The organism is Enterococcus faecium, assembly GCF_029023785.1.
GTDB lineage: Bacteria > Bacillota > Bacilli > Lactobacillales > Enterococcaceae > Enterococcus_B > Enterococcus_B faecium.
Genome location: NZ_CP118955.1, coordinates 302,345 through 328,263, shown reverse-complemented (window position 1 = coordinate 328,263; position 25,919 = coordinate 302,345). Strand labels below are relative to the sequence as shown.

Sequence of the window (25,919 nt, the reverse complement as noted above, 5' to 3'; positions counted from 1 at the left end):
ATCGAGGAGTTGGCAGGAGAATACTGTTTATTCGTAAAGAAGGGGCTGTGACAAGACTTTTGTCACAGTCCCTTATTTCCTTTTATTATAGGATTTCGCCATTTGATTGGATGACTTGTCTGTACCAATCAAATGATTTTTTCTTTAACCGTTTCTTTGTGCCATTCCCTTCGTCATCTTGATCAACATAGATATATCCATAACGTTTTGACATTTGTGAAGTAGAAGCGCTGACGATATCAATGCAGCCCCACGACGTATAACCAAATAAATCTACTCCATCTTTGATAGCTTCCTTCATCTGCTCAATATGCTGTTTCAAATAGTCAATGCGGTAATCGTCTTGAACGGTTCCATCTTCTTCTACTTTGTCTATAGCTCCGAGTCCGTTTTCAGCTATGAACAGTGGTTTTTGATACCTATCATATAATTGATTCAAAGCAATTCTCAAACCCTTAGGATCAATCTGCCAGCCCCATTCACTTGATGGAAGATACGGATTTTTAATTCCTCCAGTTATTAAGTTTCCTTGGACCCCTTCCCAATTTTCTGGATGAGCACTGACTGCACTAGACATGTAGTAGCTAAAAGAAACAAAATCAACAGGGTAGGCTGCTAAGATTTCTTCATCACCTACTTCTATTTTTAAGTTGACACCTTTTTCTTCAAACATTCGTTGCGTATACGCTGGATAATATCCTCTTGCTTGAACATCACTAAAGAACAAAGAAGTTCTTTGCTGCTCAATTGTTTTTTGAATATCATCCGGATCACAAGAATACGGAACAAGAAGCTGATAGCTGATCATACAACCGACTTGTGAACCTTTGATAATTTCATGACAAGCTTTTGTAGCTAAAGCACTTGCTATAAACTGATGGTGTGCACCTTGGTATTTCGCTTGTTCCAAATGGGGATGGTTTTCTTCAATTACTCCTACGCTAACAAAAGGGTGATGTTTTACACAGTTGATCTCATTGAAAGTCATCCAATATTTTACTTTATTTTTATAGCGTTTGAATACTGTTTCAGCGAAACGAACGTAAAACTGAATAAGCTTTCGATTAGGCCATCCACCATATTCTGTAACCAAATATAACGGCATTTCATAATGGGAAAGAGAAACGACTGGCTCAATCCCATATTTTAGACATTCGTCAAACACTTGATCATAAAAAAATAATCCCGCTTCATTGGGTGTTTCTTCATCACCATGAGGAAAAATTCTTGTCCATGCGATAGACATCCGATAGCATTTAAAACCCATTTCAGCAAATAAACGGATGTCTTCTTTAAAGTGATGATAGAAATCATTTCCGTGTCTTTTAGGATAATAATACTTGCTGTTGGGATCCTGCGCCGCTTTTACTTGCTGATGCGTCATCATATGCCATTGATCTGTCCATTTTTCTTTAGGTAAATCGCTGTCGAATGTATACACATCAGACACAGATAATCCTTTTTCATCTACATCCCATGCACCTTCACATTGATTGGCCGCTGTCGCTCCGCCCCATAAAAATCCTTCTGGAAATTTTTTCATATCGATCCCCCTAAACTTGCTAGTTTTCTTGTTTGATTATTTTTCTTATGACTAGTAATGATATTTTTGAATCTACTACTATTTGTAACAATAACCATTGTGGTCGGATCATATCCCTCTTTGATTAATTCTTGCAAATCTACTTCCATCAATAAATCGCCTTTACGTACTTTTTTTCCATCAGATACTGCACTTTGAAAGTATTTGCCATTTAAATTCACTGTATCAATACCGATATGGATCAGTATCTCTGCTCCTTCTTCACTGACTACCCCAATTGCATGTTTCGTTGGAAAAACTGTTGAAACTTCCCCGTTTACAGGACTGTAGATTTTTCCGTCCGTTGGAATGATCGCAAACCCTTCTCCTAAAGATCCACTAGCAAATGTTGGATCGTTTACTTCAGATAAATCAATTATTTCACCTGCTGCAGGAGTACTTAACACTATATCCTTTGAGGATTCTTCTTCGATTTCATCCTTGTAGCCGAAAAGAAAAGTTAGCATACAGGAACTGATCATCGCTAAGAAATAACTAGCAACTAGCCAAACAAATCCTTCACCAATATAAATCGGGAAAGACAAAATACTTCTTGTAGCAACTGCCAAAGCACCGGCTCCTGCGGCACCAGCTACTCCACCAAATATAGCTCCACATATACAAGCAATGTAAAATGGTCGTTTATATTTAAGAGTCACACCATAAACAGCAGGTTCAGTGATTCCAAATAATGCTGTGATAAATGCAGATAAAGATAAACTTTTTACTTTCTTATTTTTCGTTTTCAAAAATACCCCAAGTACTGCTCCTGCTTGCGCAGCTACGGCAGTCATACATGCTGGACCTAGCGTATCACGACCGTAGAAAGAAAGATTGTTGGTCATTACTGGTACAAGTCCCCAATGTAACCCAAAAATCACTAACACTTGCCAAAATCCGCCGATAACAGCACCAGATAAAACAGGGCTAAAGTTATAAACAGCTAAATATCCAGCTGCAATCAGCTGACTTGCATAATCTGCAATTGGACCTACAACTAATAAAGTAATTGGGACCATCACGATGATACAAATGAATGGTGTCAATAAATTTCGAATACTTTCGTGCAAGCTTTTGCGAATCTTAGGCTCAATATAAGAAAGAACCCATACAGCTAAAATTGCTGGAATAACCGTACTTGTATACCTTGCTAGAATCACGGGCATCCCTAGAAATCGCAAGGTTATGCTATCACTATATGCACTGACAATCGTAGGATAAACGAGAGCTGCTGCAATAACCATAGCGATGAAACGATCTGTATTGAACTTTTTTGCAGCAGTATATGCCAAAAATATAGGCAAGAAATAGAAAAATGCATCAGCTGCTGCATTCAAAATGATATAAGTTCCTGATTCAGTAGTTAATAAATTCAAACTCGTACATAAGGCGAGTACTCCTTTGATCAAACCACTTCCTGCCAAGACGCCTAAAGTCGGGGCAAAAACAGCGGCGATCATGTCTATAAAAGAGTTTAAAATGCCTTTTTTCTCAGTTCCTCTCTTTCCACTAGATGCATCATCTTCTAGTTTCATTTGTTTGGATAATACGTCATACACTTCATTTACTGCATTTCCTACTACGACTTGAAACATTCCTCCAGCTTCGACTACAGTGATCACACCTTCTAGTTGCTCTACCTTCTCCTTATCTGCCTTCTTATTATCTTTTAGGGTAAAGCGTAACCTTGTTGCACAATGGTAAACATTGCTGACATTTTCTTCGCCTCCGACAAATCGGACAATATCTTTCGCTAATTGTGAATAGTCCATTTTTACTTCCCCCTTGTTAATTAATGCCGTAGCAATCCTTCTTACAAGATAAGTATAGTTCTTAGAAAACGGTTTCTCCATTCAATTAGTACCCCTTCTAATAGCGAACGAAACTGTACAATAGTGTGTATGGTTTACTTAGCCGAGCAAATCACTCACTGCTTGAAAGAAAACAAGTATATCGTTTCTCTTATAGTCAAAGGAGACAAAAAAAACACGCTTGATCTTCCTTTGCTGATGTATAAGTGGTATCTCAAGCTGATACTCTGTGATTTTTGTTTCTACTTGGCTTTTGATAAGACAGCACAACAAAGTCTCGGCATTTAACGGAAGCATAACTAGGTCAGAACTAGGAGAGATTAGTTGCTGAATGGAATCTATCTTTTTATGGATTTTTATTTGATTTTCTTCTTTGTAGTAATGATCAAGCAGTTTTGTTTTCTTTTTTTCTTCAACTATGGTCAGCTTTTCACGCAAAATCTGATAAATCTCCCAAGATTCAAACTCATCTAGAACACTAGGTAGATAAATCAAATCATCCCACTCAAAAATAAGCTCTTGCTCAGTAGTCAAAATTGCATCATATTCCGTTATTTTGTTTGATTGATTTTTGAAAAGATACACTGGTTCTATCCGGCATTCTTTGATCCACATGTTCATACTTTGTTGAATCTGTTTTTTTAGTGTATTCAAAATACTAATTGGCTGGTTACTAACAATCAGTATCTCCCCTTGTTTTCGAAAAGGATTCAACGCTTCGGCAAGATACAAAACAAAATAAGCGCTTTCAGCTAAATTGGGACGTAATTGAAAATGTATTGGGAAGAAACGCCGAATTAAATAAATTTCTAAAGGATAACGGGAGATGATCTTTTGTACAAAATGATTCATGGTATTATGTCCGGCATCCATCCTCGTTTTCATTTGTTTGATATGGGTTAGCAAAAATTCTGTTTCATGGAACAATAACGAAACAGGAAGATCTAAAAAACGAATAATCGTTTGCTCAAATGCTCTTAGATTCTTCTCTATTTCTTTGTTTTTTTCATCATTAATCATCAAATAATTTAACTCTAATAGTCGATTTTCAATTGCTTGTTTTTCTTGATTGGAAAAAGAATAGGGTAGTTCTGATGATAACTTTTTTGTGAGGGTCTCTACCATCGGAATAAATAATGTATACCTGTTTGTTTTTTCTAAAAGTTCTTCTCTTCGAAGAATGGTCAAAACGAGATACCGAGAAAATCGTATGAAGTCCTCTCCTGAAACAATATAATTATATGATATAAGAACCTCTTTTAATGTCTTTTGGACAGTCGGCATGATATTGGAAAAAATTGTACTGATTTGTTGAGGCAACCTTGCGTGTTGGATCACCGTTTCTGTTCCAACAAGAGATAAGAAAATTCTTTTTGAATTTTCTTCAGCAATGATTTTTAGTCCTTTTGTCGACGAAACTTCCAGTTCTAATTTAGGATTGCGCTCGATCCAACGCAAAATCGTTTTTATTTGTAATGATACGGCTGTTTTTGAAAGAAAGAAAATGTCTGCTATCTTTTGCATACTGACATACCCTTTTTGAAACAATAAGTACGTCACAATAGTTGAAGCTCGGAAATCCATGCTGGAATAGATTTTATGTTTCGTCACCTCTTGTATGATTTGCTGTTTAGTTTCAGATTCAATTGATTCTAAAAAATAACCTGAACGTTTATTTGACTGGATAATGATTTTCTTCTCGTAGATAGCAAGCATATTTTTGATTTCAGTTTGGATCGTTTTCTTGTTGGTACCTAAAGCTTCAGCTAATTCTTCGCTTGTTATCCAATGATTCTTATTTCTTAATACTACAAGAATTTGGAGTTGTCGTTTATTTAAGTCCATTTGCTTACACCTCCTCTTTGTTATAAACATACAGGAAAAACCTCTCAAATGACAATAGTCACTTGCAGAGGTTTAAAAATCATTTGAAGAAAGATCTATATTCAAGGTTTTTACCATTAGACTGGATAATTTGTTTATAATATTCAAAACTATCTTTTTTCAATCTCCTAAAGCTTCCGCTCCCATCATTTTGTCTATCCACATAAATAAAGCCATATCGCTTCCTCATTTCCCCTGTTCCTGCCGATACGATATCGATTGGTCCCCACCATAAGTAACCAATGATTTGGCAACCATCTTTTATTGCCTCAGCAATTTCCTGAAGATGTATTTTTAGATACTCACAACGTTTTGGATCGTGGATTCGATTCAATTCATCTGGTGCTTCATCTAGTCCAATGCCATTTTCAACTATGAATAATGGTAATTCATAACGGTCTGTCAATTCATTCATGACATAACGAAACCCTAGAGGATCAATTGGCCAACTCCAAGGTTCGGGAGATTTTTCCTTCAAAAAGGGATTATCGAAACCATTTGCTCCGCCAGTATCTACGCGCATTTCTGCTTCTTTTTTATAGACAGCGCTACGATAATAACTAAATGCAATATAATCTGCCGTGTTAGCTTGCAAGCACTGTTCGTCTCCATCTAACATTACTGGTGCACAGTCTTCTTCCTTCCATGTCCTGTAAATATAAGCTGGATAATGCCCTCGGCACATGACATCGGAGAAAAACCATGAATTGCGTTTAAATTGCAGTGAACCAAATACATTCTCTGGATCACAGTCATATGCATAAGTCGCTAATGCAGAAAAGCTACACATAATACCCATCTTAGCATTTGGATCGATTTTCTTTAATAATTGAGTAGCACGGGCGTTCGCTAGAAACATATGATGACAGGCTTGATAAATCACTTTTTTTGTTAGTGTAGCAATGGGTTCAAGTTTATCTCTAGCAGGGAATGTAACCAATCCAGCAGCTGCATAAGGCATACGAAAAGCATTATTGATCTCATTAAAGGTCATCCAATATTTCACTTTCCCTTGGTAGCGTTCAAAGACGGTCTGCGCATAAAATTCAAAAAAGTCGATTAATTTTCGATTTTGCCACCCCCCATACTCTCCTACCAATGCTAAGGGGGTTTCATAATGACTAAGAGTAATTACTGGCTCGATATCATATCGATTTAATGTATTGATTAGTCTGTCATAAAATACGAGACCAGCCTCATTTGGCTTCTGTTCGTCTCCTCTTGGAAATATTCGTGCCCATGAGATGCTTGTTCGAAAAGCTTTTAAACCTAACTCCTTCAGTAAACGAATATCCTCTTCAAATCGATGATAAAAATCAATCGCTTCATGAGAAAGATAATGGAGTGATTCGTCTAAAGCAATCTCCCAAATCTTTTTTTCTTCATTCCACTGAATACTAGGATGCTGGTTCATGATCCCGATAAGCGTATCTGTCACATTAGGTAATTTGCCGTCTTCCAACCATGCACCTTCACATTGATTAGCAGCTACTGCTCCGCCCCATAAAAAATTTTCTGGAAATATTTCCTGATCCATAACTATCTCTCCTCGCTATCAACAATTTCTTACTTGAAGTATAGCTCGATTCATCAAAACAAGATATTCTAACTATTTCGGCAGAAGAGAAGAAAAAAATTGAATGCTACTCTTCATTTTTAATATTTATATATAACAAATACATAAGACGATCCCCGAAAGAAAACACTCGTTAACCATCTAAGCAAACGATTTATTTTACTTCCAACACAAATGCTTCATAAGGTCGTAAATCAACTTTGCCGTCTGGTAACTGTTTCAGAGGATAATTTGACACAATAACCCTTAAAGCTTCACGTGGAACAGTGAACGTCTGCTTTTCACTGGACATATTACAAATAACGAGCCATTGCTGGTCTTCATATATGCGAGAATAGGCAAAGACATGCTCAGGCGTCTTTTCCACTAATTCATAGTCTCCCCAGACGATGATGTCATGTTTTCTACGCAAATCGATCAATTTCTTGTACATATAAAAAACAGAATCTTGATCTGCTAACGCTTCTTCTGCATTGATTTCTTTATAATTTGGATTGACTCGAAGCCATGGAATTCCAGTAGTAAACCCAGCATGTTCACGGGCGTTCCATTGCATAGGCGTCCTAGCATTGTCTCTTCCTTTCGCATTGATTGATTCCAAGATTTCCTCTTTTGTAAATCCAGAAGAAATCCTTTCGTTATACATATTGATTGTCTCAATATCTTTTGCTTCCGCGATATCATCGATTGGGCAATTCGTCATGCCTAACTCTTCTCCTTGATAGATATAAGGGGTGCCTTTCATCATATGGAGCAAGATAGCAAACATCTTGGCACTTTCTTTTCGATACACATCGTCATTTCCCCAACGAGAAACAATTCGCGGAAGATCGTGATTATTCCAAAATAAACTATTCCATCCTTCATCACCTAAAGATGTTTGCCATTTGGATAATACTTTTTTCAGTTCAGAGATACTCAAGGGTTTCAAATCCCATTTGTCTTTGCCTTCTTGCTGATCTAATCCTATGTGTTCGAATTGGAAGACCATGGATAATTCATTTCTTTTAGGATTGGAATAAAGTTTAGCGATTTCGGTAGTTGCTCCCCATGTTTCGCCAACAGTCATCAGATTTTTGTCACCAAAAGTTGCTTGATTCATTTCCTGAAGATACTCATGCAGTTTAGGTCCATTACTTGTGATTTCTTTATCCGGTTCTTTGCCAATCATATCGATCACGTCCATACGAAAGCCCCCAATACCTTTATCGATCCAGAAATTCATCATTTGATAAATCTCTTGGCGAACCTGTTTATTTTTCCAATTCAAATCAGGTTGACGCTTGCTATACAAGTGCAGAAAATATTGCCCCGTTTTTTCATCCAACTGCCAAGCAGAACCACTGAATATTGAGCGCAATCTATTAGGCTCTTTTCCATTGACCGGATCACGCCAAATATAATAGTCCCGATAAGGATTTTCTTTATTTTTACGGGCCTCAATGAACCACGGATGTTCATCAGAAGTATGATTCACCACCAGATCCATGATGATACGGATATTTCTTTTCTTTGCTTCTTCAATCAGTTCTTCCATTTCTTCCATCGTACCGAATTCTGCCATGATTGCTTGATAATTACTGATATCATACCCATTGTCATCATTCGGAGACTCGTATACTGGAGAAAGCCAAATTGCATCAATACCTAAATACGCCAGATAATCCAACCTGGAAATAATCCCCCGCAAATCTCCAATACCATCTTGATTTGAATCTTGAAAACTTCTTGGATAGATTTGATAAACAACTGAATGGTGCCACCATTTTTGTTCCATGATTTTCCTCCTATAAATGGATGTTTCTATTTTTTGCTTAATCATTTATTTTAGTCTCTCTCACTAAAAATTGTAACGCTTTCAAATAGCTATTGCACCTTGTTATCGGTAACAGAATAAAACAAAAAAACAGCTGAGGAAATTCCCTCAACTGTTTTTTGAAAGGATTGATTTATGCAGGGAAGAATGCTGATTTCACAACTTCTTTATAAACGGTGTTCACTCAGCTGTCCCTTGGTATTAGCTCAAAAAACGGCAAAATATGAGGAACTATTTTTTCGTTTTTTTCTCTAATACTCAGGCCAGAACACTGATTTCACAACCTCTTTATAAACGGTGTTCACTCAGCTGTCCCTCGGTATTAGCTCAAAAAACGGCAAAATATAAGAAACTATTTTTTCGTTTTTTTCTCTAATACTCAGGCCAGAACGCTGATTTCACAACCTCTTTATTTCACATTCAATATCCACATGAATCCCACAAATACAAAGAACAGACCATACATGATTGGAGATACTTCTTTTCCTCTTTTAGCTGCTAACATGGTAATTGGATAGAAGATAAAACCTAATGCAATCCCATCTGAAATACTATAAGTCAAAGGCATGCCGATCAAGATCAAGAATGAAGGGATCGCAATCTCTAAGTTTCCCCATTCGATTTGTCGCAAAGATTGTGCCATCAATACTCCTACCATAATCAATGCTGGTGCAGTTACTTGTGAAGTAACAACTGATAGTAATGGAGAAAAGAACAAGCCTAACAAGAAGAAAATCCCTGTAGTAATAGCTGTGATACCTGAACGTCCTCCAACGGCGATACCAGCTGATGATTCTACAAATGCACCAACAGGAGAAGTACCAAATAAGGAACCCGCAAGCATAGCTGTTGAATCAGAAGCTAAAGCTTTCCCTACACGAGGCATCTTGTTGTCTTTCATGAAACCTGCTTGGTTTGCTAATCCAACTAAAGTTCCTGCTGTATCAAAGAAAGTCACAAGCAAGAATGTCAGCACTACGACCCACATTTGAAGAGAATTGATGTCCCCTACATGTTTTAATGCAACTAAAAATGTTGGTTTCAAACTTGGTGCTGCGGCAACAATTTCAGAAGGCATTGGAATCAAACCTGTGACCAGACCTAAAATCGTTGTAGCTGCCATCCCGATGAAGATGCCACCTGGTACACGCCGAACAAGCAAGATAGCAGTTACGACTAATCCAAAAATCGTCAACCAAGTAGAACCAACGTTGAGTGATCCTAATCCTACTAATGTAGATTCATTCGAAACGATGATCCCACCTTCGCTCAGACCAAGGAAAGCGATAAATAGACCGATACCGCCAGAAATCGCATATTTCAAATCTGCTGGGATCGCATCAATGATCATTTCCCGCAGCTTGAAGATTGTGATCAAAATAAAAATCAAAGAAGCAACGAATACGCCGGCTAATGCTGTTTCCCATGGAATCCCCATTCCTAAACAAACAGAATAAGCAAAAAAAGCATTGATCCCAAGAGCAGGTGCCGTTCCAATTGGATAACGGGCTAATACCCCCATTAAAACACAGCCGATCGCACTGGCTAATGCAGTCGCAGTAAACACTGCTCCTTCATCCATTCCAGAAGCACCTAATACAGTTGGATTTACAAATAAGATATAAGCCATTGAGATAAATGTTGTAAATCCTGCCAGTACCTCACGTTTTACCGTGGTGTTCAATTTTTCTATTTCGAAGTAGGAAAGTATTTTTTCCTTCATCTTCCATCCCCCTAAATCCGAACATTATAAATAAAGTCCGTTAAAATTTCGATTTATTAATAAAACAACGTGTTTTATCATATACTAAAACAAAACATAAGTAAACAAAAAATTCGGATTTTAAGCAAAATCCGAACGTTCCATCTGATTAAATCCCTTTATCTCAAAGTTCATGAACATTCACTTTGGATTACAAGAATTTCTTTATTGTGTTAATAAAGTTTCTTCATTCTAGTCTCAAAAATCAATAGTGTGATTTGATTTTACCATTTCGTTTCTGTTCTTCTTTGATGAATTCTTTTGTATCGACAGGATTCAGATTATTTAGTCCGCCAAAACCTGTATCGACCATTTTTCCCCAGCCTTTTGTCTTCTTTTTTCCTGATTTGAGATTCTTTGCTCGAAGCTTCTCACTATGTTTTGCTCGCCGATACTTCAAATAACCTTCTAATCTTCCCATTAGATCCACTGTTTTTCCTCCTTTTTATTCAATCAGACGACTCAGCTTTTCCTATAACAAAATAATTGCCTTCAGGGTCAGAAAAATTGAAAGTCAAGATGCCATTGTTATCTGTGATTTCTCCTGGTTCTTCCATGTTCTCGTAGATAGTTTCAAATTCATCCGTAAAAAATACTAAAGAAGGCGGTGGTCCTAATACCTCTGGTGAAAACTTCTGCACAAATACTTTTGGGAATACGCCTAATTCTAATTCTTTTGAGATGCTGAGTACAATACTCTTAAATTCTTCTGGCAATTCGATTGTTTCAGAAATTTCTGCACCAATTTTTTCTACAAAGAATCGGCAAATCATCTCTACGTCATTGACATAAAGCATCACACGTGTTTTTTGTATCATCATTTGACCCTTCTTTCTATTTGATTTTCTTTCCTGTCTATAAACTGATTCCATTATATCACGAAAGCGCAAACACCTTGTGTTTGATACTATTCAAGAAAAATAAAGCAATAGTTTCTAGGATTGCTTTCCTCCACAAACTTTTTTTACAAAAAAAAAAACGGCAATGAATGCCGCTCTTCTTATTTCGATTCTTTTATAATTCTGCTTCTGATTCATCTTTGGTTAGTGTGTGTCTAACACTAGTTACGCCAAATGTTTGATCGATTTTTTCCTTCAACGCTTCGATTGCCTGTGCGCCACGTGCCGCTTGTTCAGCATTGATGGATTCAATGACCAGCACCGCTGCTTGTGTTTCTTCCGTCAGCATTGTTCTTTGGGCTTCACGCCAGTTGAGACAGCGACAGATCGCTCCTTGTTCATCATAGTAGATGATTTCTTCCGGAAGTGCCGGAGCATCGGAATCTGCACCTAAAGGCAGGAATGATTCGCCACCTTGGGCTTTTCCTAAATGCAGATTTCCTGCGATCTTTTCGATATCTTCTCCGCCGCAAGGTACGCCAAAAGACAAGGAAATACTATTATAGATATCTACAAGCGGATTGATTGGGAAAAATTCCCGTTCTTGATTTGCACGTTTCAGTAAAGCTTCAATAGAAGAACGTGCACCTTTTTTAGTCTTGAATGTGGTAAATGCCTGACGCCACTGAGCAATGACTTCGTTTTGGCTGAATGTTTCTTCTGTAAGGTAATTTCTTGCTTCTTTTGCTGCCTCATTCAATAATTGATGATACGTTTCTTCACTTTCTTTTGTTACGTGGTTATCGATACCATTTACGGATAAGATTTCGATGGTTGCTTCAGGAAATACTTCCCAGAAATTGGTATCCACTATTACTTTTTTCATCTGTTCACACCTCTTGATTAGAATAATTGCTTGATGAATAGATAGTCTGTTTGGGGATCATCTCCCATATAAAAAACATGTTCGCTGTATTTGATAAATCCTTTTTTACGATAAAAAGCGAGCGCAACATCGTTGTGTTCCCAAACACCGAGCCAAATGGCTGTTTTTTGCTTTTCTTTTGCTTTTTCAATAGCTGTATCTAGTAAAAATGTACCGATACCTTGATGTTTAAATTTTTTTCGTACATAGATTCGCTCGATTTCTAAAAAATGATCAGCCATTTCCTCAGATTGACTCGTTCCTGTATTTAGTTTCAGGTAACCCGCAGGCTCTTGATCGATACTCACTAGGAAAAAATCGGTTTCTTTATCTTTTAGCTCTTCTGTAAGTTTTTCTAGTGCATAAGCTTGTGTCAAGTAATCAGCTAAATGCTCCGGTGAATTATCTTTTCCAAATGTATCTGTAAATGTTTCGATACTAATTTGTTGTAGTAAGTCTACATCTGAAGGCGTCATTTTTCGAATTTCGTATTTATTCACGGCTTCTTCCTTTCAATAGATCCTTTTATTGCCTTTTTTGACAAAATTCCAATCTTCGCTAACATTCTTGCATACTTTATTTAAAAGATATTCCAATTGTTTTGCTTCTTCGTCAGAAAGACCATTTAATGCGACTGCATTGGAGTAGTTGTTTTCTCGAATGATGAAAGGATAGATTTCTGCTCCTTTTTTAGTCGGATAGAGTTTCTTGATTTTTTTATTTTCTTTATCTTCCAAACGTTCGATCATCCCATTGGATTCTAATTTCTTGATTGCTCGGGCAGTCGTTGTACGATCTACTTTGATCATTTCTGCTAGTTTTTCTTGGATGATTCCAGGATTTTCGCAAATACGTACTAAATAAAGATACTGTCCTCTTGTTAAATCGACTTCTTTGAATTCGATATTGCTAATAGAATCTAGCGCTCGGGCAATCATTCCGATGTCTCGAAGGATTTCAGCCATTTCATCCCACCTTTATTTTGTTTGTAAGACTAGTTTACCTCTTTTTGTTGCAAATGCAACTATTTTCAATAAAAAAATCAAGTTCTTTTTTAATAACTAGTAAAGTATATTCTTTTCTTCTTTTACGAAAAAGCTCAATCACAATAGATCTGGTTTTTGTTTTCTAAAATAAGTAACTGTTTCTTCGTTGTTCGCTTTTCTGATAGCTTTGGCAACTCTTCTATACTAAAAAATCCCATGTTGGAAGTTTCATTATTCTCAATAAACTTGGCCTCTTCACCGTGGATCGCACAAGCAAAAACAAGTTTATAATACTGAAAAAGCTGTGGAATATCTTTTTGTTTATTCGTATCAAAAACTGCTCGCAACTGAGTAGTTTCTACTGTTAATCCTGTTTCTTCATAGACTTCTTTACGCACATTTTCTTCAGGAGACAATCCTATTTCAGCAAATCCACCAGGAAGTGACCATTCTTTCGTCCGTTTATCTTCGATTAGTAGGACCTTGCCATCTTTTTTGATATAGGCACGAACATCTACTTTTGGTGTTGGATGTCCTTCTCCAATCGTTGTGAGCGCTTTTATTTCTTCGAAAGTTTCTTTTCCTATTTCACTGATCAGTTCCAATGAAATCGTCCGGATCTCCTCAAAACGCTCTTTATCAAATACATCTTTTCCATAATATAGACCAGCTTGAGAAAGTGCGAGTAGTCTTTTGTATTGAGCCAACTTCTTGTTCATTCTCTTCCCTTCTTTTTTAGCAAATGTATGACTATGTAATCAAGTATAGAAGACTGGTTTAATTACGGCAAATAAATATAATGAAATCTGCAATAAATAAAAGAATGTTAAAAAACTCGAGAACAAAAGACATTCGACTTCTCTGGGGCTGTGAATAAATGGCGTTCAAAAGCTTGCATCTGCGGTAATAAGCCCCACTAAACGGTGTTCTCCTACCAACTCCTCGGTCACAAGTCACAATATTCATCAAACATGAGAAGCTGTTTTTTTGAAATTGCTCCTTGTGACTCGGAGCTGAACGACAGGCTCACGACCTCTCGGTAAACAGCGTTCAAAAGCCAATTTTTCGATATTAAGCCATTTCTTTGTTACTTATTGTCATTGATTTCTTTTTCTAATTTATCCAATAGTGGAGTGTAATCCACTTGAGTATAGTCTGTTACATCAAATTCATATAGTGTTCCTAACTGGAATTTGTCATATTTTCGGTCGGCGATGATCTTTTTGAATGCTTCTTTCGTAATATGATTGGTCCCTTTCGTTCGATCTTCCAATACGTCACCATAGTGATAATGATCCATGATATAGCTCAAATGACGATCTGATTCACGATCACGTTTGTACCGACGTTGCCATAACACTTCAAAGTCTGCTGTTAGGCGAATCGTGATCACCTGATATCCGTATCTATCTGCTAATTCTTGGAGTCGTGCTTTTTGCTTATCACTAAAAGGATACTCGGACACAATCACTTTCTTTCCTGCTTCCATATACAAATCAAGTGCTTTGTAATAGAAAGGATAAACTTTCGTCCTTTCTTGTTCCGCCCGTTCTTCCAAATTGTTAAACCCGATGGATTCTGCATAGTATTCCTTGATTTCATCGAGCGTGATGGCATACATATCTGGAAATCGTTCCCGTAGTTTATTCATAAGATATGTTTTTCCTGTACCAGGACTACCAGCCAGAAGAATGAAATACTTTTTCATCTCATTTATTTCCTAAGTTAATTGGACTTTCCAAGTTCATAAACAGTCCAATCTTATGCTTGACAATTTCTTTTACTGCTTCATTTGCTGGAATCACATTATGGCGAAGAGACTTGTTGATTTCTGTTTCACTAAAGGTTTCTTTAGCTACTTTCGTCCAGTTGACTAAAAGCTCCGTTCCAACATTGAATTTGCGGATCCCGTTATTGATCAATTCAGGATAATCTTCTTCTTTCACACCTGTTCCTCCATGGATAACTAGGGGGACATCAACTACTGCATCGATTTCTTTCAGCAAGGGAATGTTTACTTCTGTTTTTGATTTGAATTGTCCATGATTCGTACCGATAGCAATAGCTAATGCATCCACGCCTGTAGCTTCTACAAATTTCACTGCGTCTTCCGGTCTTGTATATACCTTGTCATTTTCAGCGACATGGATTCCTTCTTCTGTACCGCCGATTGTTCCAAGTTCTCCTTCTACGGAAACACCGTGCGCATGGGCATATTCTACTACTGCTTTTGTCTTCAGGATATTTTCTTTGAAAGGCAGATGGGACCCATCATACATGACAGAAGTATATCCGCTGTCGATTGCTTCTTTGATATCATCAAAGTCTCGGGCGTGGTCTAAGTGCAAGACTGCATCAACCATTTCTTCTTCTGCAATAGCTGTCATTACATTGACTAACACATGCATGCCGATATATTTAGCGGTATCGACACTTGTTTGAATAATGATCGGCGAACCCATTTCTTTTGCTGCGCCTAGCATAGCAGGAAGCATTTCTAGGTTATGCGTATTAAAAGCTCCAACTGTAAAATTCAACTCTTCTGCTGTTTTTGTTACTTCTTTCAATGTTGTATACATCTTTTATTGCCACCTTATCTTTTTATTTGTTTCCTTTGATCGTTACTTGTTTTGCAATTTGTCGCATCTCATCCATTTTGCCCATGTAGTAATCGATCCCTTGATCATCACCAGCACGAGCAGCATCTGCACGCTTCTGGTTATAGAGGCTCATCAGTTTTTTATACCCATCTCCGATCGTCTGTTTATTTTCCAAACTCTTTTCTAAATATTGGATGGCTTGATCGTTCACATACAATTCAGAAAATTTAAGTCCAACTTGTTCATAAAGTTTCGCTAATTTATGCTTATCTTGGGTAGTGGAAATCTCTTGTTTCAATTGTGTAATCTCTGATTGAATCTTTTCGGTCGCTTCTGGCGATAGGGCTTTTTCTTCTTTTGCCAGAACTTTTTTCGGTTCTTTTTCTTTTTTCTTAAAAAATCCAAACATCATTTTCCCTACTTTCAATTAAAATGCTTTCAAAACTGGGCTTAAGATCCAGGCATATAAGAGTGCTGCGGCTACTGTATCTACATCGGTTGCTGTAGCATTGATGAATCCCATCGAATTAAAGATCGTTACTAGCAAAGCGGGCAATAATGTAATAAAGAAACCATGAGCAATACCGCCAATGATCGCTCCTCGGCGTCCGCCAACTGCGTTGCCAAATATCCCTGCTGTCCCTCCGGCAAAGAAATTGGTTAGCATACCAGGTAAAATCATCGCTAAGCCGAACATGGGCAAAGTAAACATGGCAATAATCGTACCAATCGTTGTCGTAATGAAACCTAAAATGACAGCATTTGGGCTATAAGGAAAGAAAACTGGACAATCTAAGGCAGGGATCGCATCAGGAACTAATTTCATAGCTATCCCTCGAAATGCCGGCACGATTTCACCTAACAGTAGACGTACACCAGCTAGCAATACATACACACCCACTACGAATTGGATGGCTTGTAAAAAGGCAAACATGATATAGTTTTGATCTCCTGATAATTCAGAAGCGAATGGTTCGCCTGCAAATAAAACAGTGATGATATATAGCGGGACCATCACGACCATGACAGACAAATAAGTATCTTGCAGAAATTCGAAATGTGTCGGCAACTTGATATCTTCGATCGACTTTTTATTTTCGCCTTTCTCACCAAAAAGCTTAGCAACACCGGCTTCAAATAAGTACCCGATCGTACAAAAATGACCTAAAGCAATATCATTTGATCCAGTGATTTTACGAATGATCGGTTGCGCTACTGCCGGCATAGCAATGGCGAAACAAGCTCCGATAAAACCACCGACCAAGATCAATACGATCCCTCGCAGACCGGCAAAATAGCCAAAGACTGTCGTCATCGTTGCCATCCATAAAATTGCTTGACCAGTTAAAAAAATGTACTTCCATTTTGTGAAACGAGCCAAAATAATATTGAATACAAAAATGGCTAAGAACGTCAGTGCAATATCTCTACCTAAACCCAAATCATTCATTGCTTGACCATTGATAGATTCAATAGAAGGGATGATCCCTTGCATATGAAATCCTTCAGTAAAGATTTTCCCGAAATAAGTTAAACTTCCAACGATGATGCTCGAACCGGCACTCAACACTTGAAATCCTAGGAGTGTCTTTAACGTGCCAGAGATGACTTGTCCTGCTGATTTCTTCTGCAGTAGTAGACCCAACATAGCAATCAATGCAATGGTGATCGATGCCTGAGTCAAAATATTTTCGATGATAAAATTGATAACGCCCATGTTTTTACCCTCTTTTCTTTTTGTATTTAGATAACTCCCTTATCTTGCAGAACTGGGGTGATTTTTTCTTCAATTTCATTTTTTGAAACAATATTTTTCAAATAGATCATCGCCGTTTTAGGATCAACTGCGAACTTTTCGAACTGCGAACGAAAATTTTCTGCTGTGATGATCACATCTGGTTTCATGGAAACTGCGGAAGAAATATCACAATGGTCCAGTTTGGCTTCTACTCCTAATTTGTTCAAAACATCCTCAGCAGACATCTGTGCTGCAAAACTACTTCCTAAACCTGCACCGCATACGAATAAAATGTTCAATTTGTTCATCTTTGTTCTCCCCCGTATCATTTATTATTTCTCAACTACTGAAAAAAGCAGTTGTTTGAAATCTTCGATATTTGTGCATTCAATCAATCGATCCAACTTCTCTTCGTTGTTGATCAATTCAATTAGTTCTTTCATGATGTTCAGATGCGAGTAGGAGTCTACTGCTGCCAAACAAAAAATAATCTTTACTGGATCCATTTCAGGATTACCGAAATCGATTGGTTGCTCAATCGTAGCTACGCTGACTCCTAATTTATTGACCCCATCTTCTGGTCGGGCATGGGCTAGTGCCATGTGTTTGCCAATCACGATATACGGTCCGTAATCATTCACTGCACGAATCATCGCTTCGACATAGCGCTCTTCGACAATGTTTTCTTTAACCAATGGTCTAGCAGCTAGTTCAATCGATTCCTCCCAAGTAGTGGCTTTTTCTTTGATCATGATATTGCTGTCCGTCAAAATATCTTTTAACATAGGCTGGATCTCCCTTTTGTTGATTTCTAAATTGTTTGTTTCGAATAATTTTTCTAACTTGCCATAGATGATTCGATCTACTCGGCCACCACTTTCTTTCATGACATCTATTATTTGAGTGAATAACTCCGTCGATTCATGACTGTTAGGCTCTAACCGCTGTAGTTCTTCATTTCTTTTCAAAAAGTCTTCTATAACCAAGATATTCGTCTCAGTTAAAATCGGATCGACAACTAAAAGCGGCTTATTTCGATAATTCAATTGAAAGGTGCTGAAAACCAGATTGACATCCAATTTATCTACTAATTCGATTTCTTTTGAACTTAAAACTGCAGTAATCTCGATCTGAGGAAACTTTTCTTTCAGATTCTCTGCTAACAGATTTCCAGTAGCCATCCCATGGTTACAGACAACGACTGATTTATAAACATAATTCAAGTCTCGCTTGATTACACTGGCGATCGTCGAAAAGTGGATGACAAGAAAAGCTATCTCGTCCTCCAGTATCTTGCCACCAATTACTTCTTCGATCGTAGGAACAAAATGAGTGACTGCGCGGTAGATTGGGAAATAATTTGTTCGGATGTTTTCTTTCAATGGATTCATGACTTGGATATGATTCTTGATTCTTACAATCAGTGCAGCCATGTGCTTATAGAGATTTTCGAATAAAGCTTCTTCCTTTAGATGGAAAGGTACGTGTGTCTCGTTCTCTACAAATTGGATCAATTGGATCGTTAGTAATTGAGCTTGTACCCACTCGATTGAATTGGAGATATCTCTAGCATTGAACGTCTCAATAGTGAAACGAAGATAATTTCTTTCTACTTGCGGGACATTGTCCAATTGAAATTCCTCGATCATGTGGTCAATAAATGCAGAAAAGCTACTGTCTTTTATTTCTGTATTTTTCCAATTAATGGCAGAGATAAATTCATGTTTCCTGATTCGCTGGATCCAGATCAATGTAAAAAGCAGGATTTGTTTTTTATAAATATCATCTTCTTGTTTCAACAACTTATTGGAATAGATCTCCTGTATTTTTTTGATTTCCACCAAAGGAAAATAATGGAGAAAGATTTTTTGAGCCGGTGTTAATTGTGCATCTTGATTCATAAAGAAGTCGGTCATTCCCAGATTCTGATTGATAAAATCATAGATCATCGTACGGATAGATCGTTCTGAACCTTTATAAACCAGTCCTTGCTTTCCATAACTGACGATCTCTATCCCATAACTGACCAGTGTTGCTCGTAACCGTCTCATATCTTCATCTAATGTACTTTTAGAGATTTGAAATTCTTCTTCTTTTTTGTTTAGATGGATCGGGATTCGGCTGTAAGCAACGGCTAAAACTAGATCAAAAATACGTTCGCGCCGATTCAAAAAGCCGTCTTTCACATCTTTTATTTCAGTTTCTAATCGAGCTTGCTTTTCCTTTTCCAGCTTCAACAAAAAACCTTTGTTGCGAATTGTACGGATCTCCGGAAGCTTTTTACTGCTCAACCAGATATTCGCTTCAAGAACTTCCTGACGGATCGTCCGCTGACTGACATTGAACTCACTTGCTAGATGTTTTGCTTTTACTGGATATTGGGCTGTCATGATTCTGTGAAGTATTTCAATTGTTCTTGTTTTCATAGAAATGATCTCCTTCTGATTTCAAGTATATGGTTCCGCTTACATAATAAAAAGTAGATATTTCTGCCACTTGAAGTGGAAAGAAAGTAAGCAAAGCAAACAAAAAATAAGCCATATGCTTTTTCATCTCCTCAACGAAAAAGACATACGCCTATTATTACAAAAATTTTGCCCATCTATACAAAAAAGAGGTTGTGAAAAAGCTGTCCTGCATCAAGTAATAAGAACAACTAAACTAAAATAGTGCTTCCTATTTTTCGTTTGGTTGTTCTTATTATCGCAGATGCAAGCTTTTAAACACCATTTAGTGGAGAGGTTGTGACAGAGATGTTCAGCCTTGAGCGATAAGAAGCGATTTTGAAAAATCGCTTCCCATATTTTACAAAATCGTGCCTTATTGCCGATAGGCTATCTCTGGCACACCGTTTATTCAGAAAAAGGAGCTGCGACAAGGCTTTTGTCACAACTCCGTTCATAAATATTTCCTGTCAATCCAGCATAATCGGCTGAATAAAATCGGCTTGCCATCTTTTTTCTTTCTCAGAAAAATCAAAATACCATATCTGAGAAAAATACTGTCGTTGTGTCTTACTTCCTGAGATCAATCGCCCATCTTTTCGATCGACTGAATAATCACAGCATCTGAAATCAATTCGGATGGCAAAACTATTTTCGTGGATCTGTCGATAATTTCCTACTTCCTGAATAGTTATTTTTTTAGTATGATTTCTTACACCGTCTGCTTTGTTTTTTTGCAGAACTTTCTGATGTTCGGCAAACAGCTTGTCTGTATAACAGCTTCTGGCTTTTTCAGGAGTTTCTTCTTCCCAAGCGGATTGGATCTTCATGAATATCTTTTGGATTTCCAGAAACTGTGCTTTCTTTTCTTTAGCCGTTCCTGACATGCGGGACAATATCTCCGCTTTCAGCCTTTTCTTTTGTCTTTTATTCTTGACGATAGAAAAAGCAGAAACCCCTCCTACTGACAAAACAGCTAATGCAAGAAATCCCGTTTGCTCATAACTAGAAGGACCTGTACCTGGACCATAATACCCATAAGAATCTCTGCCGTAAGAACGACTGCCAAAATAACTGCCCCCATATGAACGACCACCAAATGAACCTCTGCCCGAACTTCGACCGCTAGATGTACCTCCACCATGACCACCCGCGACAGCGAATCCTTGGGTCGGCAGAGCAAACAAACATAGGCCCACTAACAAAATGATTGCTAAATAATTGATTTTTTTCATTGTCTTCCTCGTTATCTTTTATTACAAAAAACTATTTTTATGATAGCCTTGCTAAAAGGAAGAGTCAATAACCAGATGCATAAACTGTTTTTTTAGCAATTTTGTCTTATTTAGTCATTGAGTAACATCGGACAAATGTATGTGTCGGCAGTCCATAATTCCTCTATCTTCAGCATGAACAAGCTTGCAGACAAGAGATCTGCGCTTCCTCCAGGAGAGATTTGGTTTTCCTGACAAAAGTGCAACAGTGCTGTAAATGGACGATTTGGTAAAGCACTTTGACTAGCAGCATGAGCAAGTTTTTGCATTTCCACTAACGTTTTCTGATCACTGCGATGCAATACGCATGTGTCATCTAGCGAACTCATCAAAACTAACAACATATGCATTTGTTTCTGTACATATGAATCATTATCTAGCTCCTTAGCTGCTTGGATTGCAAGCCTGATATGCGGATACCCTAATATCGCTTCTTCATATGCACCATTTACGCCATATTTTTGCTTCACCCTATGACCATGAGTGGTTTTTTTATGACGATATTTTGTATCAGGAAAAGCAGCAAGCTTGCTGACATCATCAAGTATTTTCGATAAAGAAAAAGGCTGTTCCATACTGATTTTTTGTGCAATGACACTGATCAATAGCCCCATTGCCCAAATCGCTCCTTTATGGGTATTGATGCCATTTGTAGCAATCAGCATTGCCTTTTCCGCTTTTCGCCCAATCTCAGCAATTCTTTCTCTTAACTCCTGATCAATAGCATGATGCCATGCTATTTGAGCCATTTCTTCAAAAAAAGGAGTTAGCGTCTTAGCAGACTTAAGAAATAAAGCATAGTCCATATCGGAATGTGCACCCGCATCCAGTGCATCCACTAATCCAGGTTTTGGACTTAATGTTACTTCTGCGATCAATGCTTCCTCTACCAACGCAGCGAGTTGCTGAGTCACTGCTTTTTTTCGTTCGTCATTTATCATGACACTCACTCCTTCTTCCTACTATTACTTGCTGAAACCTTTTTTGATAGCTACCCAAATGATATGAAGTAACCAGCTTAAAGCAAATGCACAACTTGCCGTCATTAGATAAGCTACAAGAATCATGACTCCTGAAGGTAACTGCAGCCAACTATCTTTAAACAATAATAACAGTACTTGGAAAACAAATACATTGGCTAAATACGTACGATAAGCATAAACAGACAACCATTTGAACAATGGCAATTTTGGCGAATCGTTTACAATCATTTTGGAAGCGCCTATGAAGACAGCAAAGATGATGACTAAACTGTATAAACTTTGGATCGTATTCAAGTAAGGTGCATTCGCAAAGCTCAAGTCTCCTGGATGTGCGAGCAATGAACGGACAGAAAAGAACGCGATAACTAAGGCAACAGGTAAGAAAAGATAACGTACTCTGTCCAAATATTGATAGACTTTTTCGTGATAAACAAATGCGGCTACCCCATAAATCATGAAACTAGCAACAAACCGATCTAATAAGTACCAGCTGTCATGATAAGGCCCAGTCAATACTTGTGTTTGATAGAACAGATACCATGCGACATATAAAATCGTTGAACCAATCAATACTGGCCATACATATTTTTTATTAGCAAATACTTTGTAACCGAGCCAAACAAAAAACGGCATGAACAATTGGATCTGCAGCATCATAACGGTATACCATAAATGAGGCGCTCCATCACCTGTGACATATTTCAGTAAAAAGCTTGCAGTATCCGTATACGGAGTTTGTTGTTGGACTGCTGGAAATAGCCAAAGATAAGCCGTCGTCCATAGAAGATACGGAACGACTAGTTCAAAAAACTTTTCTTTCAAAAATTCCCAATAAGACAAATGCTGACTTGTTTTTACCATATTATAAACAATTGCAAAAATAAACATTGGTGCTGTGTATTTAACGATGACGTAAAAGGTACCAAGAAAAGCTGTATTTGTTGCGCTGTGGCTGTTTGCCAAAGCAAAGCTCAATATCGTTTGCATCATAACAGCCGTTACAGCTGATACTTTCTGGAAGTCACTTACGTTGATTTTGATTTTTTTGTTTTCAAACATCTCTTTCTCTCTCTTTTTCTTTATTACCAAAGTTCTTTGGTTAATTTAGGTCCTTCGACTGTTTTCAATAGAATTTTTTTCTCTGGCTCTCTCAAATACTCTTTTAGTGAAAAACCGCCTTGCCGAGTCACTACTTGGGTATCGAATTGCTCAAAAAAAGCAGGATGCGATTGAATTACCTGAATTGGCAATTCAATCGGTGAATTTGCGTACAGCAGCAAATCAAAATCACTGGTTTCTTTTACTGCCGGAATCCCAGTCGATAATTCAAATCCTAAGCTGCCGCCGATTCCCCATTTACATCCTGATAATATGTTTCTAGCAGCATGAAATTGCTGATAAACAGGATAATCCATGATTTTCTCTTGTCTATACGATTCTTGTTCGATGATGTCCCACGGATGAATGACTTGTTTGACGGCATGTTTTGAGATTTCTGTTGACCATCTCTGATTGCGGGCAGGTCCACGTAAACCAATCGGTAGTATTTCTGCGTGATCCGTCGACGCACGACGAACTGTTCCGAACATCTTTTCAGTTAGAACGACCCATTCAGGCAAGGTGAACCCTTCTATTTCATGTTTATCAAAAAGGACAATATCATGTGCTTGAATCATTTTTTATGCATCCCATTCTTCGTCCATTTTGGCACGGACTTTATTTGTTTCGACACGTCCGAATGTTTTGGCTGTTTCGTTTGTGTATCGATTTGTCAGCATCGTGTCATTTGTATTGCGGACATCTTGAATGGCTTCATTGATTGCTTCGATGACTTTGCTGACATTTTGTTCTGAAGCAGCTTGGTCGGTGATATCTTCTAGGAAATGATAGATCGCTCCTAGTTTTGTATAATTATTGATATCGTAAGCGATAGCTGGAACTTTTTCAGCAGCTGCTTCGATTTCAGCAACCGAACGTTTTGTCACACGTGCAGCACTTTCTTTAGACATCGCTTGGACGGTAATTTCTTTATTGTTTAAAGCAATCAAGCGGCTTGATTGTAATCCATGTGCTAAAAATGCACCTGAAATAGCATTTCCTGCAATCAATCCAATAACTGGATGTCCAGCTTGACGGAGTTTTGCATAAGCAGCAGCACTATTAGCCAAAGCCACATGGATACCGATCAATTCTTCGTTATAGCCGTATGCTTGGCTTGGTACATCGATCACAACGATGATTGGCCGTTTCACTTTTTTGTCTTTATCTTCTTCGTAAACGTGATCCAAAATTTGTCCCATGCGGAAACCTTCAACTAAACCAACTTCACCGTTTCGTACACGGTACATCGGGTTTTTAGGATCAGGTACGATTGATGTCACGATGGCTTCTTCTATGAATTTACTTGATTTACCATAATACACAGTACTAATAGAAGAAGTTGGATTTTTCATGCCAGTTAGTGCCGCAAACCAATCGTAACCAACACTTGCTGCAGCTGGTTCATTTCCTTCTGCTACTTCTGGTAAGTCAATTGATTTTGCTTGATGGTTAGCAATTGCTTCATTGTAATCGTCAATGGCCATTGGTTTTGAAAGATCTAAAGAATCAAGTAATGATAAATAAAATGCTGAGCTTTCACTGCGATGCGTGTCTTTTCGTTCGTCCATTGCTGCGATGACAGCAGCTTTGATTGCTTCTACACTATCAGTCACTAATTCATCAATGATTTTTGATTCTACCCGTTGACGAGATCCTAATGTATTCCAAATCAAGTCTTTGTCACTAGAATCAAATTCTCGAACGCCTGCTTCTTGTTCAATAACTTCTGGTCCATTCAAACCGACTCTCGCTTTTTTTGTTGCGATTAAATAACTCATTAATGCTGAAGTAATCGACATACCGCCAAATGATCCTACACGTCCTGGAATCAAACCGATGACTGGTACATATTGTTTTAGAGCAATGATTACATTTCCGATTTCTGAAATAGATAACAGTCCGTAGTTTGCTTCTTGCAAACGAACACCACCTGTATCTAGTACAATGACTGGAAAGATCTCATTTCCTTTTTTATTTTCTTCTAACACATGTTCAAGTGCAGCAACGATTTTTGCACCAGAAACTTCACCGATACCGCCACCTTGGAATTTTCCTTCCATAGCGATTACTACTGCTTGTTTGCCATTGATCGTGCCACGGCTGACAACGATCCCGTCATCACTTTCAGGGACGATTCCTTGTGCTGGTAAACTTGGCGCGATGATTTGATCGAATGGATCAATCAATTCACGTCCATTGTCAAGTAGAGCGTTCACTCGTTCTCTGGCGTTTAATTCTACAAAACTATTTTTCATCTGAAAGTTCCTCCATTGCTTGCGTCAATCGTAGGTACACAACTCCTGGTGTAGCACCGAAGTCATTGATCACGATATCTGCTGAAATTGGATAACGATCAAAAAATCTCGTTAATACATTGTTCCATACTTCGCCGAAGCCATCGCTTCCTGTACAAATTTTTACAGTAGATTCTGTTTTTTCTGTTGGAAACATCAAGATTTCCAAATCTCCTGAACCGACCACTCCTACATGGATTTTCTTATTGATCGGCTGTTTCGTTGGATATTTATAAGCTAATTGTTCCATGGATCTCTCCCCTTTTTGTAAAACAGAGCATACACGTTCTGCTTATTCGTCTTT

The 25,919-nt window shown here is 37.8% G+C and carries 24 protein-coding genes; all 24 read right to left on the bottom strand.

Translation table 11 applies throughout. The features are described 5' to 3' along the window. Nucleotides 1–85: 85 nt before the first annotated feature. A complete protein-coding gene (locus PYW34_RS01590; RefSeq protein WP_002294677.1) occupies nt 86–1,543 on the bottom strand; it encodes a glycoside hydrolase family 1 protein in 1,458 nt (485 codons plus the stop codon). After that, nucleotides 1,540–3,435 (bottom strand): beta-glucoside-specific PTS transporter subunit IIABC, encoded by a 1,896-nt coding sequence (locus tag PYW34_RS01585; RefSeq protein WP_002317516.1) that lies wholly within the window; start codon nt 3,433–3,435, stop codon nt 1,540–1,542. The genes PYW34_RS01590 and PYW34_RS01585 overlap by 4 nt, the downstream gene beginning before the upstream one ends. Before the next feature lie 57 nt (nt 3,436–3,492). Continuing rightward, nucleotides 3,493–5,268 carry an HTH domain-containing protein gene (locus PYW34_RS01580; protein ID WP_002320969.1) on the bottom strand — a complete coding sequence of 592 codons (1,776 nt, stop codon included), beginning with the start codon at nt 5,266–5,268 and terminating at the stop codon, nt 3,493–3,495. A 49-nt stretch (nt 5,269–5,317) separates the two neighbouring features. Beyond that, nucleotides 5,318–6,814: a glycoside hydrolase family 1 protein gene (locus PYW34_RS01575; RefSeq protein ID WP_002296776.1), complete on the bottom strand. Its 1,497-nt coding sequence runs from the start codon at nt 6,812–6,814 to the stop codon at nt 5,318–5,320. Between the two features lie 193 nt (nt 6,815–7,007). Next, on the bottom strand, nt 7,008–8,630 hold the full coding sequence (locus tag PYW34_RS01570; protein ID WP_002294685.1) for a glycoside hydrolase family 13 protein: 1,623 nt from the start codon (nt 8,628–8,630) through the stop codon (nt 7,008–7,010). Between the two features lie 448 nt (nt 8,631–9,078). Further along, nucleotides 9,079–10,392, bottom strand: a complete 1,314-nt coding sequence (locus PYW34_RS01565) for an NCS2 family permease (RefSeq protein ID WP_002294686.1) — start codon at nt 10,390–10,392, stop codon at nt 9,079–9,081. A 244-nt stretch (nt 10,393–10,636) separates the two neighbouring features. After that, the gene (locus PYW34_RS01560; protein ID WP_002294687.1) at nt 10,637–10,861 is read right to left on the bottom strand and encodes a hypothetical protein; all 225 of its coding nucleotides are present in this window, start codon (nt 10,859–10,861) and stop codon (nt 10,637–10,639) included. 19 nt (nt 10,862–10,880) lie between these two features. Beyond that, nucleotides 10,881–11,303 (bottom strand): VOC family protein, encoded by a 423-nt coding sequence (locus PYW34_RS01555; RefSeq protein ID WP_002320973.1) that lies wholly within the window; start codon nt 11,301–11,303, stop codon nt 10,881–10,883. Between the two features lie 142 nt (nt 11,304–11,445). Then, complete coding sequence (locus tag PYW34_RS01550; RefSeq protein ID WP_002296773.1) at nt 11,446–12,156, bottom strand: B3/B4 domain-containing protein; 711 nt, start codon at nt 12,154–12,156, stop codon at nt 11,446–11,448. Nucleotides 12,157–12,173: 17 nt separating this feature from the next. Further along, entirely contained in the window at nt 12,174–12,671 is a 498-nt protein-coding gene (locus tag PYW34_RS01545) for a GNAT family N-acetyltransferase (protein WP_002321138.1), read from the bottom strand. A gap of 36 nt (nt 12,672–12,707) precedes the next feature. Further along, nucleotides 12,708–13,160 (bottom strand): MarR family winged helix-turn-helix transcriptional regulator, encoded by a 453-nt coding sequence (locus PYW34_RS01540; RefSeq protein ID WP_002294693.1) that lies wholly within the window; start codon nt 13,158–13,160, stop codon nt 12,708–12,710. Nucleotides 13,161–13,294: 134 nt separating this feature from the next. After that, the gene (locus PYW34_RS01535) at nt 13,295–13,900 is read right to left on the bottom strand and encodes an NUDIX hydrolase (protein WP_002294695.1); all 606 of its coding nucleotides are present in this window, start codon (nt 13,898–13,900) and stop codon (nt 13,295–13,297) included. A gap of 368 nt (nt 13,901–14,268) precedes the next feature. Beyond that, complete coding sequence (locus PYW34_RS01530) at nt 14,269–14,889, bottom strand: AAA family ATPase (protein ID WP_002294697.1); 621 nt, start codon at nt 14,887–14,889, stop codon at nt 14,269–14,271. A gap of 1 nt (nt 14,890) precedes the next feature. After that, a complete protein-coding gene (locus PYW34_RS01525; protein WP_002294699.1) occupies nt 14,891–15,760 on the bottom strand; it encodes a class II fructose-bisphosphate aldolase in 870 nt (289 codons plus the stop codon). Nucleotides 15,761–15,782: 22 nt separating this feature from the next. Continuing rightward, nucleotides 15,783–16,190: a hypothetical protein gene (locus tag PYW34_RS01520; protein WP_002294701.1), complete on the bottom strand. Its 408-nt coding sequence runs from the start codon at nt 16,188–16,190 to the stop codon at nt 15,783–15,785. Nucleotides 16,191–16,208: 18 nt separating this feature from the next. Further along, complete coding sequence (locus tag PYW34_RS01515) at nt 16,209–17,498, bottom strand: PTS sugar transporter subunit IIC (protein ID WP_002294703.1); 1,290 nt, start codon at nt 17,496–17,498, stop codon at nt 16,209–16,211. Nucleotides 17,499–17,524: 26 nt separating this feature from the next. Beyond that, nucleotides 17,525–17,827 (bottom strand): PTS sugar transporter subunit IIB, encoded by a 303-nt coding sequence (locus PYW34_RS01510; protein ID WP_002287534.1) that lies wholly within the window; start codon nt 17,825–17,827, stop codon nt 17,525–17,527. Between the two features lie 24 nt (nt 17,828–17,851). Next, nucleotides 17,852–19,945, bottom strand: coding sequence for a BglG family transcription antiterminator (locus PYW34_RS01505; RefSeq protein ID WP_002287536.1), 2,094 nt, complete (start codon nt 19,943–19,945; stop codon nt 17,852–17,854). Nucleotides 19,946–20,433: 488 nt separating this feature from the next. Next, nucleotides 20,434–21,198, bottom strand: coding sequence for a TIM44-like domain-containing protein (locus PYW34_RS01500; protein ID WP_002287538.1), 765 nt, complete (start codon nt 21,196–21,198; stop codon nt 20,434–20,436). A gap of 110 nt (nt 21,199–21,308) precedes the next feature. Further along, entirely contained in the window at nt 21,309–22,178 is an 870-nt protein-coding gene (gene mdcB, locus PYW34_RS01495; protein WP_002287541.1) for a triphosphoribosyl-dephospho-CoA synthase MdcB, read from the bottom strand. A 24-nt stretch (nt 22,179–22,202) separates the two neighbouring features. After that, nucleotides 22,203–23,279: an acyltransferase family protein gene (locus PYW34_RS01490; protein WP_002287542.1), complete on the bottom strand. Its 1,077-nt coding sequence runs from the start codon at nt 23,277–23,279 to the stop codon at nt 22,203–22,205. A 23-nt stretch (nt 23,280–23,302) separates the two neighbouring features. Continuing rightward, nucleotides 23,303–23,896, bottom strand: coding sequence for a malonate decarboxylase holo-ACP synthase (locus PYW34_RS01485; protein WP_002287544.1), 594 nt, complete (start codon nt 23,894–23,896; stop codon nt 23,303–23,305). 3 nt (nt 23,897–23,899) lie between these two features. After that, a complete protein-coding gene (mdcD, locus tag PYW34_RS01480; RefSeq protein ID WP_002287546.1) occupies nt 23,900–25,576 on the bottom strand; it encodes a biotin-independent malonate decarboxylase subunit beta in 1,677 nt (558 codons plus the stop codon). Next, nucleotides 25,566–25,865, bottom strand: a complete 300-nt coding sequence (locus PYW34_RS01475) for a malonate decarboxylase subunit delta (protein WP_002287548.1) — start codon at nt 25,863–25,865, stop codon at nt 25,566–25,568. The genes mdcD and PYW34_RS01475 overlap by 11 nt, the downstream gene beginning before the upstream one ends. Nucleotides 25,866–25,919 lie beyond the last annotated feature (54 nt).

Bases quoted from the DNA above. Each gene is read 5' to 3' on its own strand.
- PYW34_RS01590 (WP_002294677.1), bottom strand. From the start codon at position 1,543: ATGAAAAAATTTCCAGAAGGATTTTTATGGGGCGGAGCGACAGCGGCC.
- PYW34_RS01585 (WP_002317516.1), bottom strand. From the start codon at position 3,435: ATGGAGAAACCGTTTTCTAAGAACTATACTTATCTTGTAAGAAGGATT.
- PYW34_RS01580 (WP_002320969.1), bottom strand. From the start codon at position 5,268: ATGTTTATAACAAAGAGGAGGTGTAAGCAAATGGACTTAAATAAACGA.
- PYW34_RS01575 (WP_002296776.1), bottom strand. From the start codon at position 6,814: ATGGATCAGGAAATATTTCCAGAAAATTTTTTATGGGGCGGAGCAGTA.
- PYW34_RS01570 (WP_002294685.1), bottom strand. From the start codon at position 8,630: ATGGAACAAAAATGGTGGCACCATTCAGTTGTTTATCAAATCTATCCA.
- PYW34_RS01565 (WP_002294686.1), bottom strand. From the start codon at position 10,392: ATGAAGGAAAAAATACTTTCCTACTTCGAAATAGAAAAATTGAACACC.
- PYW34_RS01555 (WP_002320973.1), bottom strand. From the start codon at position 11,303: ATGGAATCAGTTTATAGACAGGAAAGAAAATCAAATAGAAAGAAGGGT.
- PYW34_RS01550 (WP_002296773.1), bottom strand. From the start codon at position 12,156: ATGAAAAAAGTAATAGTGGATACCAATTTCTGGGAAGTATTTCCTGAA.
- PYW34_RS01545 (WP_002321138.1), bottom strand. From the start codon at position 12,671: ATGACGCCTTCAGATGTAGACTTACTACAACAAATTAGTATCGAAACA.
- PYW34_RS01540 (WP_002294693.1), bottom strand. From the start codon at position 13,160: ATGGCTGAAATCCTTCGAGACATCGGAATGATTGCCCGAGCGCTAGAT.
- PYW34_RS01535 (WP_002294695.1), bottom strand. From the start codon at position 13,900: ATGAACAAGAAGTTGGCTCAATACAAAAGACTACTCGCACTTTCTCAA.
- PYW34_RS01530 (WP_002294697.1), bottom strand. From the start codon at position 14,889: ATGAAAAAGTATTTCATTCTTCTGGCTGGTAGTCCTGGTACAGGAAAA.
- PYW34_RS01525 (WP_002294699.1), bottom strand. From the start codon at position 15,760: ATGTATACAACATTGAAAGAAGTAACAAAAACAGCAGAAGAGTTGAAT.
- PYW34_RS01520 (WP_002294701.1), bottom strand. From the start codon at position 16,190: ATGTTTGGATTTTTTAAGAAAAAAGAAAAAGAACCGAAAAAAGTTCTG.
- PYW34_RS01515 (WP_002294703.1), bottom strand. From the start codon at position 17,498: ATGGGCGTTATCAATTTTATCATCGAAAATATTTTGACTCAGGCATCG.
- PYW34_RS01510 (WP_002287534.1), bottom strand. From the start codon at position 17,827: ATGAACAAATTGAACATTTTATTCGTATGCGGTGCAGGTTTAGGAAGT.
- PYW34_RS01505 (WP_002287536.1), bottom strand. From the start codon at position 19,945: ATGAAAACAAGAACAATTGAAATACTTCACAGAATCATGACAGCCCAA.
- PYW34_RS01500 (WP_002287538.1), bottom strand. From the start codon at position 21,198: ATGAAAAAAATCAATTATTTAGCAATCATTTTGTTAGTGGGCCTATGT.
- mdcB (WP_002287541.1), bottom strand. From the start codon at position 22,178: ATGATAAATGACGAACGAAAAAAAGCAGTGACTCAGCAACTCGCTGCG.
- PYW34_RS01490 (WP_002287542.1), bottom strand. From the start codon at position 23,279: ATGTTTGAAAACAAAAAAATCAAAATCAACGTAAGTGACTTCCAGAAA.
- PYW34_RS01485 (WP_002287544.1), bottom strand. From the start codon at position 23,896: ATGATTCAAGCACATGATATTGTCCTTTTTGATAAACATGAAATAGAA.
- mdcD (WP_002287546.1), bottom strand. From the start codon at position 25,576: ATGAAAAATAGTTTTGTAGAATTAAACGCCAGAGAACGAGTGAACGCT.
- PYW34_RS01475 (WP_002287548.1), bottom strand. From the start codon at position 25,865: ATGGAACAATTAGCTTATAAATATCCAACGAAACAGCCGATCAATAAG.